The organism is Methylobacterium sp. Leaf106 (genome assembly GCF_001422895.1).
GTDB lineage: Bacteria > Pseudomonadota > Alphaproteobacteria > Rhizobiales > Beijerinckiaceae > Methylobacterium > Methylobacterium bullatum.
In genome coordinates this window covers 588915-600604 of record NZ_LMNB01000001.1, presented here as the reverse complement: position 1 = coordinate 600604, position 11690 = coordinate 588915, and the positions used below count along the sequence as shown (strand labels likewise).

The following is an 11690-nucleotide window of genomic DNA, read 5'->3' as shown; positions in this document are numbered from 1 at the left end:
CTGCCTATCCTTGCAGTGCAATAGAGAATTTTATTCTCCCGCCACGACCGAGAGGGTTGGCGTGAAACGACCGTTCGAGGGAGCGGCCGGCAGCGGAAGTGCCGTCGTCGACTTCACTTTTTCCATGGCGAAGCGCGACGTCACGTTCTTGAGCGGCAAGGTGGCGATGAGCTGCTTATAGAATGTGTCGTAAGCCTGCATATCAGCGACAACGACCCGCAACATGTAATCCACATCCCCCGCCATGCGGTAGAACTCCAGCACTTCGGGCATGGCGGCGACGGTCGAGGCGAAGCGCTCGAGCCAATCGCGGGAATGGTCCGACGTTTCGATGGACACGAAGACGGTGAGGCCGAGACCCAGCTTGACAGGATCGAGAACCGCGACCCTGCGGTCGATCACGCCATCGGCTTCGAGGCGCTGGATACGCTTCCAGCAGGGCGTCTGAGATAGGCCGACCTTCTCTCCGATCGTCGCGATCGACAGAGTGGCGTCGTTCTGCAGCAGTGCCAGGATCTTCAGATCGATCGCGTCCACATTGACCTCGCTAAGCAGTTCCGATCGGCGGCGCCAAGGTGCGCGGAGGCACGACGTCGACCGGCGAATTGAGAAGGATATTCCTTCGCCAGGCAACCAATCCGGTCGCCGCGCCTTTGCAAACCATAGCGGCGTCCGCGTGGGAATGCCGCGCCGCGATGGCCGCTATGCCTTGACAGCGTTCGTTATAGCGAACATTTCAGGTGCCAGACAAGCAGGCATCTTTCAGGCAGTCGTATCGAGCACCGCAGATGAGCACTTCCCTGGAACGAACGGCGCGGGACCTCGCGTCCGCCATGGCCGGCCTCGATCTGAAGGGGCGCATTCGTGCGATCGAGTCCGCAATCCCCGGCCGACTGGTCTTCACCACCAGCCTCGGCATCGAGGATCAGGCTCTCACCCATGCCCTCGCCATGGCCAAGGGGCGGACGGAGATCGTCACCCTCGATACGGGCCGGCTCTTCCCCGAGACCTACGACGTCTGGGCGGAGACCGAATCCGCCTACGGCATCCGCATCCAGGCCTATGCACCCGAGCGGGTCTCGGAAGAGGCGTTCGTGCGGGAAGAGGGCATCAATGGCTTTCGCCATTCGGTCGCCGCCCGGCAAGCCTGCTGCGGCTTCCGCAAGGTCGAGCCGCTGAGCCGCGCCCTTGCCGGCGCCGCCGGATGGCTGACGGGTCTGCGGGCGGGCCAATCCGCCAACCGTTCGGACACGCCCCTGGCGGAGGCCGACGAGGCGCGCGGGCTTATCAAGATCAATCCACTCGCGGATTGGACCCGCGCCGACGTCGACCGCTTCGTCATCGACAATTACATTCCCTACAACGTCCTCCACGACCGCGGTTTTCCCTCGATCGGGTGCGCACCGTGCACCCGCGCCGTGAAGATCGGTGAATCCGAGCGCGCCGGCCGCTGGTGGTGGGAGCAGGAATCCAAGAAGGAATGCGGCCTTCACGTGCATCAGCCCGAGGCGAACGTTCAGCCGGGCCAGGAAGCCGCCGCATTCGAATCGACACCCCGTAACAGCAATCTGGAGATCGCCCGATGAGCGCCGCCACCGCGCTGGCCGCAACGCTGCCCGAGCGTCTGACTCACCTGCAGCGTCTCGAAGCCGAGAGCATCCACATCATGCGGGAGACGGTCGCCGAGACCGAGAACCCGGTGATGCTCTATTCCATCGGCAAGGATTCGTCCGTGCTGCTGCATTTGGCGCTGAAAGCCTTCGCGCCGGGACGCCTGCCGTTCCCGCTGATGCACATCGATACGACGTGGAAATTCAAGGAAATGATCGCATTCCGCGATCAGCGCGCCAAGGAGCTCGGCCTCGATCTCATCGTCCACACGAATCAGGAGGGCCTGGCCCGTGGCATCGGCCCGATCAGCCACGGTTCGGAAGTCCATACCGACGTGATGAAGACGCAGGGACTGCGTCAGGCCCTGGACAAGCACAAGTTCGACGCGGCCTTCGGCGGCGCCCGCCGCGACGAGGAGGCGTCCCGCGCCAAGGAGCGCATCTTCTCCCTGCGCACGGCCCAGCACCGCTGGGACCCGAAGCGCCAGCGCGCCGAGCCCTGGCACCTCTACAATCTCAAGAAGAAGCGCGGCGAATCCCTGCGCGTCTTCCCGATCTCGAATTGGACCGAGCTCGATGTCTGGCTCTACATCGAGCAGGAGCAGATCCCGATCGTGCCGCTCTATTTCGCCAAGCCCCGCCCCGTCGTGGAGCGCGACGGCCAGTTGATCCTGGTCGATGACGACCGCCTGCCCCTGAACCCCGGCGAGACCCCGCAGAACCTGTCCGTGCGTTTCCGGACGCTGGGCGACTATCCGCTCACCGGCGCCGTCGAGAGCGATGCCGCGACCCTGCCCGAGATCATCGGCGAGACCCTGGCCGCCCGGACCTCCGAGCGTCAGGGCCGCGTGATCGACAAGGACGGGTCGGGCGCCATGGAGCGCAAGAAGCAGGAGGGGTATTTCTAAGATGACGATCCATCAGTCACCCGAAGCCTTCGGCTATGACAGCTTCCTCGCCGCTCACCAGAGCAAAGAGGTGCTGCGCTTCATCACCTGCGGCTCCGTCGATGACGGCAAGTCGACTTTGATCGGCCGCCTGCTGCACGACACCAAGCAGATCTTCGACGATCAGGTGACGGCACTGCAGCGCGATTCGCGCAAGCACGGCACCCAGGGCGCCGAGATCGACCTCGCCCTCCTCGTGGACGGCCTCCAGGCCGAGCGCGAGCAGGGCATCACCATCGATGTCGCCTATCGCTTCTTCTCCACCGACAAGCGCTCGTTCATCGTCGCGGACACGCCCGGCCACGAGCAGTACACCCGCAACATGGCGACCGGTGCCTCCACGGCCGATGTCGCCGTGATCCTGGTGGACGCTCGGCAGGGTCTCACCCGCCAGACCCGGCGGCACGCGCTGCTGGTCTCGCTGCTCGGGATCAAGCGCGTTGTTCTGGCCGTGAACAAGATGGATCTGGTCGGCTGGTCGCAGGGCAAGTTCGAGGAGATCACGGCGGCGTTCGACGCCTTCGCCAAGCCCCTCGGCTTCACCGAGATCCGGCCCATCCCGCTTTCCGCCAAGAACGGCGACAACGTCGTCCTGCCCGGCGCCGCCGTGCCCTGGTACACAGGAACGCCGCTCCTGCAGTACCTGGAAGAAGTGCCGGTGCGGGTCGAGGAGCAGGCCGCTCCGTTCCGTCTTCCGGTCCAGTGGGTGAACCGTCCGAACTCCGACTTCCGCGGGTTCTCGGGCCTGATCGCCAGCGGCCGCATCACCCCCGGCGATGCGATCATCGTCGAGCCTTCGGGGCGGACCTCCACCATCGCCCGGATCTTCACCGCCGATGGCGACCTGCCGCATGCCGTGGAGGGCCAGTCCGTCACCCTGGTCCTCGCCGACGAGATCGACGCCTCGCGCGGGTCGGTGATCGTCACGGCCGATGCGCCTATGCGGGTGAGCGACCGTTTCGACGCCCGTCTCTTCTGGGCGGCCGAGACCGAACTCCTGCCCGGCGCCACCCTGCTCGCCAAGATCGGCACCGTGACGGTGAACGCCACCGTGACGACCATCCATACGCGGATCGATCCGGAGAGCGGCAATCCCGTTCCGGCCGCGCGCCTCGTGGCCAACGACATCGCGGACGTGACCCTCAGCCTGGACCGCGCCGTGGCCATCGATGCCTACGCGGCGAACCGCGACACCGGCGGGTTCATCCTCATCGACCGCGAGACCACCGACACGGCGGCCCTCGGCCTGATCCATGCGGAGGCACCATCGTCGGCCGTGGAGGACGAGCCGGAGGCGGCGCGTGCGGCGAAGTCGGGCGGTGGATTCCTGTCAAAGCTGCGCTGGGTCTTCGGCGGCATCTGAACGGACGCGCCACCGGCTAAAACGAACCGCCATCCGGCCTGCCAAGAGCGGGGCGGGTGGCGGCTTTGTTTCCAAAGGCACCTTTCTCATCGCACGACGGATGGTCCGGTGATCGACGGTCGCGAAACGTACGGGTGACACCATTCCTCCCACCCTTTACCTCATCCTGAGGCGCCGGAGCGGAGCGGAGGCCTCGAAGGAGGGCTCCAGTAGGCGCCATGGGAACTGGAGCCCTCCTTCGAGGCTGCTTCGCAGCACCTCAGAATGACGTGGTGGGTGGGAGCTGGGGACCGCTTCGACCCCGAGGGCGAGATCGAGCCGGCTCTGATACAATGCCGTCTGTGACTCAGCCTTGCCGGCTCACAGCTCCGGGACTAGGGTCCGCGCGCTTTTTGAAGGGGCGCGCATCGGCGCCCATCTGACGTGATCGGAGCAGACCATCATGGGCTTTCTCGCCGACGCCCTGTCCAAGGTGAAGCCGTCCGCGACCATCGCGATGACGCAGAAGGCCCGCGAGCTGAAAGCCGGCGGGATGGACGTGATCAGCCTGTCGGTGGGCGAGCCCGATTTCGATACGCCGGACCACATCAAGGAGGCGGCCATCGACGCGATCCGTCGCGGCGAGACCAAGTACACGCCGGTCTCCGGGATCGTGCCCCTGCGCGAGGCGATCGTGCGGAAGTTCAAGCGCGAGAACGGCCTCGACTACAAGGCGTCTCAGACCATCGTCGGCACCGGCGGCAAGCACGTCATCTACAACGCGCTCCTAGCCACCCTGAACCCCGGCGACGAGGTGGTGATCCCGCGTCCCTACTGGGTCTCGTATCCGGAGATGGTGGTTCTGTGCGGCGGCACCCCGGTCTTCGCCGAGACCGACATGGAGCATGATTTCAAGCTCCAGCCGGAAGAGCTGGAGCGGGTGATCACGCCCAAGACCAAGTGGATCATCCTCAACTCGCCGTCGAACCCCTCCGGCGCGGCCTATGCCCGCGACGAGCTGAAGAAGATCACCGACGTCCTCATGCGCCACCCCCATGTCTGGGTGCTCACGGACGACATGTACGAGCACCTCTGCTACGGCGATTTCGAGTTCGTCACGCCGGCCCAGGTGGAGCCCGGCCTCTACGATCGCACCTTGACCATGAACGGCGTCTCGAAAGCCTATGCGATGACCGGCTGGCGCATCGGCTACGCCGCCGGCCCCGAGCACCTCATCAAGGCGATGGATTTCGTCCAGGGCCAGCAGACCTCCGGCGCCTCCTCGATCTCCCAATGGGCGGCGGTGGCGGCCCTCGACGGCACGCAGGAGCATCTCGCCCGTTTCCGCGCCGCCTTCCACGAGCGCCGCGACCTCGTGGTCTCCATGCTGAACCAGACCAAGGGCCTCAAATGCCCGACGCCGGAAGGCGCCTTCTACGTCTACCCGTCCTGTGCCGAGACGATCGGGCGCAAGACGCCGTCGGGCAAGGTCATCCAGTCCGATGAGGATTTCGTGGTGGAACTGCTGCAGGCGGAGGGTGTCGCCGCCGTCCACGGCTCGGCCTTCGGCCTCGGACCGAACCTGCGCATCTCCTACGCCACCTCGAACACGGCGCTGGAAGAGGCCTGCACCCGCATCCAGCGCTTCTGCGGCTCGCTGAGCTGACCCACCCGAGGGTGAATCGCGACTTGACGACTCACGTCTGACGCGAGTCAGATGCGAGCCGGGTGGGTTCACTCGGAGGAGACGTTCACGGCGACGATCGCTGTCATCGCACCTGGTGCCATGGGCAGTGCGATCGCAGCGCGACTGCACGGAAACGGCGCCCGTATCCTCACCGTTCTGGCCGGTCGAAGCGCCGTTACGATCGCACGCGCCCAGGAATCCGGAATGGAAGGAGTGGAGGAGACGGCCCTCGCCGAGGCCGACCTCATCCTCTCCATCGTCCCGCCAGCGGAGGCGGCGAACCTTGCAATTCGCCTGTCCCCGCTGCTCGCTGCAGCGGTGCGCAAACCGGTCTATGTCGATTGCAACGCTCTCAACGTCGTGACGAAACGTGGCGTCGCCGCCGTGATCGGACAGGCCGGCGCGCCCTTCATCGATGCCGCCATCATCGGAGCGCCGCCCAAATCCGGCGAACGGGGGCCACGGTTCTACGTCTCCGGCGACGATCTCTCGGCGTCCGTGGCGTTGCGTGAAATGGGGCTGGACGTCCGACCCGTAGAGGGCGGCGTCGGCGCGGCGTCGGCGCTCAAAATGTCCTATGCCGGCATCAACAAGGGGCTGACGGCGCTCGCCGCCGTCATGGTACTCGCGGCAGGCCGTGCCGGAGCGGCCAATGCGCTGCATGCCGAACTCGCCGAAAGCGAGCCGGAACTGCTCGCGCGGTTCTCCCGCGTCCTGCCCGACATGGTGCCGAAGGCTTATCGCTGGGTCGCGGAGATGGACGAGATCGCGAGTTTTCTCGAGAACGACGATGGCGGCCGACTGATGTTCGACGGCGCGGGGCGCGTCTATGAACGGCTCTCCGCCAAGTGCGACGGGGACGAGGTCGGGCAGTTGAAGGCCTTCGCCGCTGCGGCGGAAAGGCCCTGATGCAGCCGGGTTGGTTGCCGGCTCAAGTCAGGATGTCTACACCCACCATCCCCGCAGCCGATGCGTCCGATGGTTTCGCGAACCCTCTCGGACTGGCGCGGTTGCAGGGCTTGTCGTGACGGGGCGGTGCGGACCAGTTCTCTGCGTCGATCCTGTGAGGCCTCGTGGGCCGGGTCGCGGCAAGTGTGTCACGGGCGCGGGGAACAGGAACCGTCGCCGTGGCTGATGGCCCACGCTCATCGTAGTAGCGGATGGGTCGCGCCATTTCAGGACAGGCTCCGGGCCGGCCAGCGGCCAAATGGTTTACCGACTTCTCGCACAAGTGAGACGGGCCGGGGAACCGGTCGCGTTCCTCCGCGTAGTCTCGGGCTTTCCAGCATGCGACGCCTTCTCACCGGTGGCATCAAGGCAATCGTCGCCATTGCCGCGCTTTCCACCGCCGCCCATTGGGCCATGCGCGTGCAGCGCGCGCCCACCGCCGTGCCGGCCCCCGTCGCAGCGGTGAAGGATCCGGTCGCCACCGGTTCGATCCTCACGCGCAGCGCGCAATCCCCAACTCGCGAACGACTTGCGGACGTGACACGCGGTCTCGACCAGAAACACCTCGGCGAATTGTTTTCGGGCGCCACTGGCGACAAGCCAAAGGTCGAGAAGGCCGCAGCCAGACACTGAGGGCGGACGCGACTATCGTCACGCCATGGTCAAGAGGGCGTGGTTCGGTGCGGCCGACCCATCGCAACAGGCTGCCGCATGATTGACCGTCCCGCTCTCACCCGCCGCGAAACCCTGGCGGGTGCCGCCGTTCTCGCCCTGGCGCCTTCGGCGGCGCGGTCGTCGGAGCGCGCGACGGGTTCCGTCTATGAAGTGGTTCCGGGGGGACGGGCAGGCATCCCGGATGTTGCCGTCTCGAACGGTCGCGACGTGGTCCGCACCGACGGCCAGGGCCGCTACGCGCTCGACGTCTCGGACGGCGATATCGTCTTCGTGGTGAAGCCCGCCGGCTTCGCGCTGCCGCGCGACGAGAACAAGATTCCGCGCTTCAGCTACATCCATCAGCCGCAGGGCACGCCGTCCGATCTAAGCCTGCGCTATCGCGGCATCGACCCGACCGGACCGCTTCCCGCCTCCATCGACTTCGCGCTGACCCGCGAACCGGAGCCGGACGCGTTCGACGTAATCCTGTTCACCGATCCGCAGCCGGAAAGCCCAGTGGAGCTCGGCCATGTCCGCGATACGGCGGTGACGCGGGTCCTGGGCACGAAGGCCGCCTTCGGCATGACCACGGGCGACATCCTGTTCGACGATCTGTCGTTCTACGGCCGCTCCAACCGCATCATGGGGCGCATCGGGATCCCCTGGTTCCATATCGGCGGTAACCACGACCTCAACTTCGAGGCGCCTGACGCCCGCTACAGCCGCGAGACCTACAAGCGGGTCTACGGCGCGCCCTACTATGCCTTCCACCACGGCAAGGCCCTCTTCCTGATGCTCGACAGCGTGCATTACCTGGGCGCCGCCTCGGGCAAGGGCGACGGTGTCGGCCGCTACGAGGGGCGCATCGGCGAGCGGCAGATGACCTTCATCGCCAACATGCTGTCGATGACGCCGAAGGAGACCCTCGTCGTCATCGCGATGCATATCCCGCTGGTCACCGATCTCGACCCGGCCGATCCGCGCCAGAACGTGATGGACCGCGAGCGCCTGCTCGACCTCCTGGGTGACCGACCCGTGCTCAGCCTCGCCGGCCATACCCACACGACGGAGCATCATTACCCCCGCGCGGGCGCAAGCGGGAGCCACCACCACCACGTCCTCACCGCTGTCTCCGGATCGTGGTGGAGCGGCCCCTCCGCGCGCACCGGCATTCCCTCGGCCGACAGCCGCGACGGGACACCCAACGGTTTCCACGTCCTGTCCATCGACGGCGCCGACTACACCACTCGCTACCAACCGGCCCAGGGCGAACCGGAAGAGAGAATGAGAATCGTGCTGGAGAGCCAGTATCGCGGAGGGGCCGGTGAGGTCCTGCGCGATTACCGGCCGATGCAGACCCTGCGCTCGCCTGTGCCGCGCGAGAGCGTCGGGGCGACCAATCTGGTGGTGAACGTCTTTGACGGCGGTCCGCGCACCAGCGTCCGGTACAGACTCGACGACGGTCCCGCCGTCGAGATGGTACGCACGCGGCGGCCCGACCCGTTCGTCGCCGAAATCTTCCTGCGCTATCCGGAAGCAAAGAAGCCGTGGGTGAAGGCCGAACCGTCGAGCCACATCTGGGTCGCGCGCCTCCGCGGCGACATTCCGGCCGGCAGCCATCGCATCAGCGTCGAGGTCCGGGACGAGTACGGGCGCCCGTTCTCGTCCGCCATGGTCCTCGAAGTCACCGGCGAGGACGGCCCCTCGCGGGGCTGAGAGGGACGCCGGCCGGTCAGGGCCTAGAGCAGCGCCCGACCACGTTGGGTCGGGGCACATCTCCAGGCCTTTGTTTTGCCGCGCTCTTTTTCGCCGAACCGGCATCCACTTCGGCGGAGAGCGCTCTAGCGTCCCGAGGCCCAGTGTCAGGCGGCCAAGCGGCGAGCGCCGTGGTTGCCCTCCTCGATCTCCTCGATGATCTTGGCGCAGAAAGCGTCGAGATCGCCGGGATTACGGCTCGTGACGATGCCCTTGTCGGTCACCACCGCCTCGTCCCGCCATTGGCCGCCGGCATTGATGACATCCGTCCTGATCGACGAGAACGACGTCAGGTTCAGCCCCTTCACGACCCCCACCTCGATCAGCAGCCACGGCGCGTGGCAGATCGCGGCCACCACTTTTCCGGAGACGAGGAACGTCTTGATCACGTCGAGGGCCTTCGGCTCGAGCCGGAGCTTGTCCGGGTTGATCTGGCCGCCCGGCAGCACGAGGGCGTCGTAATCCGCCGGGTCGATGTCTTCCAGATCCTTGTCCACCGCGACGTTCTTGCCCCAATCCGTCTTGTCCCAGGCGCGAATGGATTCGCGCGATTCGCGCGATTTCGGTGAGGCGACGATGACGCTCGCCCCAGCGCTCTTGAGGGTCTGCAGCGGAACCGTGAGCTCGGTTTCCTCGAAACCGTCGGTGGCGAGAATGAGAACTTTCGACTGCTTGATGTCGGACATGATTGATCTCCGCACGTGTCACGAATGATGGCGGAAGAACTGTTAGCCGATAGGGCGGGTTCCTGGTTCCGGGGAGATGCAATGCAGCCTCGGTGGCAGCGCAACGCTCGAATCCGCATCGGGCTGGAACTGGCGACTGCCGGGGTGGGTTTCTCCGGCACACCGACCGATCCACCTCAAAGCGAAGGAGACGCTGCATGGCCAATCCAGGCCTACCGATCCCCGAGCCGCTCCCGGGGGGAATTCCCGGCGACCTGCCGCCCCCGCCGCTGCCGCCGGACGAGGCTCCGGATATCGGACCGACCGGTCCGCGGACCCCCTATCCCGTCGACGATCCCGGCATCGACGAGCCGGCGGGGCCGGGCTCCGAGCCCGATTATCTGCCCGGCGGTCCGACGGACCCGGGAGTGCGGATGTAACCGTTCCGTCAGTGATCCCCATGCGATGCGCGTACATCGCGGGGGGCGTTGAGGATTTCGGAGAGGCTCGTCGCGACGTGACGGGCCTCTTCGTCCGTCAGGCGCAGCTGGAACGGCGGCAGCGGCCCCGCCTGGAGGGCCACGACGGCCTGACCCTTCTCGTCGGTTCCCACCTCGATGGCGGAGGAGGTGACTTCCAGCATGGCGATGTCCTCGTCGGCGAGGTCGTCCGGCGGGTCGACCTCGTCCGGCTCGTCGATCGCGGTCAGCAGATGCCCGACCGCGCGCACGAGGGCACGGGCCGCACGGGCATCCATGACGACGGCCGTGGCCTGATCGTCCTTCTGGAACGAGAGCTGGATGTTCGCGCCTTCGAGGGAAACCGAGATGCCCGCCATGAACCGCCTGATTGCGTCGCCTAACTGCCTGGAGCCGAACTCATATATGCACGTCGCGGACCGAAAAACACGGGGTTCGCCACGGGGCTCGCATCGTGCGGCATGAGAGGGCGGTGCGTCGATCCGACAGGCAAGATCCAGCCGGATGCCTTGTTGCCGCCGCACAATGCGCCTACATGGATCTCAGCGGGCGTCAGTGAGCCGAACACAACGTGCCTCGCACGTCTCACGACCTGCTGATCCCGTCAAATGTAAAAGAGGACCGGCGCCGGGTGTCTCGAGCAGATACGCGTGTTTGGTCAACGAACGATACGAGGTTCTATTCGTGAATACCGGCACTGTTAAGTGGTTCAACGAAACCAAAGGCTACGGCTTCATTCAGCCCGATGACGGCGGCAAGGACGTGTTCGTTCACATCTCCGCTGTCGAGCGCGCGGGAATGCGCAATCTCATTGAAGGTCAGAAGGTCTCCTACGAGATCCAGACCGACAAGCGCAGCGGCAAGGATTCGGCTGGTAACCTCCAGGCGGCCTGACGCACCCGGCGCCAGCCCTCGGGGCTGGCGTCACCACCGGCGTCAAGCGCCGGCTTCGCCGGCATCCCGACGCGCTCCTCTGGGGAGACGAGCTCGTTTCAGGGATGACCCATCCGCAACCCCAAAATCCTTTGACTTACGGAACGAGAGGCAAAGCTCGTCGTTTCGCACACCAAGAAAATCTGAAAGATCACAAGAAAACATGTTGTTCGAATATACCCGACGCCGCGGCGTCCGTTCGCCGATCACCGATGCGGCGACCTTCAAGGTAGGAAAGCTGAAGCAGACGACGTCGCGTGAAGCGCAGGACATCGACCTCAGCCACCTCATCGACACCTCTTACAATTATCACTCGCCCCGTGAATTGCGCTGGCATCTGGCCGAGCGGCTGGGCGTGGCTCCCGACGTGGTCGCGGTTCGCGAACACGCCTGATCGGGGCCTTTCCGCGCCGGGGATAGTCTCCTCGCGCTCGATGACGTTTCACGCCGAGTTCCTCACCGAGCTCGGCGTTCGCATGTCCACAGTCTGCCTGCCGCAATGAGGCCGATCGTTCAGGCGATGGGCGGGAGTGCGAATCCTCGATCATGCCCTGCTGTCACCCCATGCCCTGCTGTCACTCGAAGTCGCCGGACGGCCAGGACGAAACCTGAGCGGCCCGCGGCACTTTTTGGAAGTGCGGGGCTCAAAGGCGCATTGCCTCTACTTTCA

Annotated in this window: 13 protein-coding genes; 10 read left to right on the top strand and 3 right to left on the bottom strand. The window is 65.7% G+C overall.

Annotation, left to right across the window (positions count from 1 at the left end; all coding sequences use genetic code 11):
- Positions 1–30: 30 nt before the first annotated feature.
- Positions 31–537 carry an Lrp/AsnC family transcriptional regulator gene (locus ASF34_RS03005; RefSeq protein WP_018042510.1) on the bottom strand — a complete coding sequence of 169 codons (507 nt, stop codon included), beginning with the start codon at positions 535–537 and terminating at the stop codon, positions 31–33.
- Positions 538–788: 251 nt separating this feature from the next.
- Between ASF34_RS03005 and ASF34_RS03000 the strand changes: the two genes are divergently transcribed.
- The 7 genes from ASF34_RS03000 to ASF34_RS02970 all read left to right on the top strand — a co-directional run bounded on the left by ASF34_RS03000 (position 789) and on the right by ASF34_RS02970 (position 8904).
- Positions 789–1586: a phosphoadenylyl-sulfate reductase gene (locus ASF34_RS03000; protein ID WP_056158457.1), complete on the top strand. Its 798-nt coding sequence runs from the start codon at positions 789–791 to the stop codon at positions 1584–1586.
- On the top strand, positions 1583–2518 hold the full coding sequence (gene cysD / locus ASF34_RS02995) for a sulfate adenylyltransferase subunit CysD (protein ID WP_056158454.1): 936 nt from the start codon (positions 1583–1585) through the stop codon (positions 2516–2518). The genes ASF34_RS03000 and cysD overlap by 4 nt, the downstream gene beginning before the upstream one ends.
- A gap of 1 nt (position 2519) precedes the next feature.
- Positions 2520–3920: a sulfate adenylyltransferase subunit CysN gene (gene cysN / locus ASF34_RS02990; protein ID WP_056158451.1), complete on the top strand. Its 1401-nt coding sequence runs from the start codon at positions 2520–2522 to the stop codon at positions 3918–3920.
- A gap of 442 nt (positions 3921–4362) precedes the next feature.
- On the top strand, positions 4363–5565 hold the full coding sequence (locus ASF34_RS02985) for a pyridoxal phosphate-dependent aminotransferase (RefSeq protein WP_018042515.1): 1203 nt from the start codon (positions 4363–4365) through the stop codon (positions 5563–5565).
- A gap of 51 nt (positions 5566–5616) precedes the next feature.
- Positions 5617–6495 (top strand): NAD(P)-dependent oxidoreductase, encoded by an 879-nt coding sequence (locus ASF34_RS02980; protein WP_082494053.1) that lies wholly within the window; start codon positions 5617–5619, stop codon positions 6493–6495.
- Positions 6496–6873: 378 nt separating this feature from the next.
- Positions 6874–7167, top strand: a complete 294-nt coding sequence (locus ASF34_RS02975; protein ID WP_018042517.1) for a hypothetical protein — start codon at positions 6874–6876, stop codon at positions 7165–7167.
- Between the two features lie 78 nt (positions 7168–7245).
- Positions 7246–8904: a calcineurin-like phosphoesterase C-terminal domain-containing protein gene (locus ASF34_RS02970; protein WP_056158446.1), complete on the top strand. Its 1659-nt coding sequence runs from the start codon at positions 7246–7248 to the stop codon at positions 8902–8904.
- A gap of 146 nt (positions 8905–9050) precedes the next feature.
- On the opposite strand, the gene ASF34_RS02965 is transcribed toward ASF34_RS02970, so the two are convergent.
- On the bottom strand, positions 9051–9629 hold the full coding sequence (locus ASF34_RS02965; protein WP_056158443.1) for a type 1 glutamine amidotransferase domain-containing protein: 579 nt from the start codon (positions 9627–9629) through the stop codon (positions 9051–9053).
- 197 nt (positions 9630–9826) lie between these two features.
- Between ASF34_RS02965 and ASF34_RS02960 the strand changes: the two genes are divergently transcribed.
- Entirely contained in the window at positions 9827–10048 is a 222-nt protein-coding gene (locus tag ASF34_RS02960; protein WP_018042520.1) for a hypothetical protein, read from the top strand.
- Between the two features lie 8 nt (positions 10049–10056).
- On the opposite strand, the gene ASF34_RS02955 is transcribed toward ASF34_RS02960, so the two are convergent.
- Positions 10057–10446: a hypothetical protein gene (locus ASF34_RS02955; RefSeq protein ID WP_018042521.1), complete on the bottom strand. Its 390-nt coding sequence runs from the start codon at positions 10444–10446 to the stop codon at positions 10057–10059.
- Between the two features lie 325 nt (positions 10447–10771).
- Here ASF34_RS02955 and ASF34_RS02950 point away from each other — a divergent pair, with 325 nt between their 5' ends.
- Positions 10772–10981: a cold-shock protein gene (locus ASF34_RS02950; RefSeq protein ID WP_026175704.1), complete on the top strand. Its 210-nt coding sequence runs from the start codon at positions 10772–10774 to the stop codon at positions 10979–10981.
- Between the two features lie 202 nt (positions 10982–11183).
- Positions 11184–11414 carry a hypothetical protein gene (locus ASF34_RS02945; RefSeq protein ID WP_018042523.1) on the top strand — a complete coding sequence of 77 codons (231 nt, stop codon included), beginning with the start codon at positions 11184–11186 and terminating at the stop codon, positions 11412–11414.
- Positions 11415–11690 lie beyond the last annotated feature (276 nt).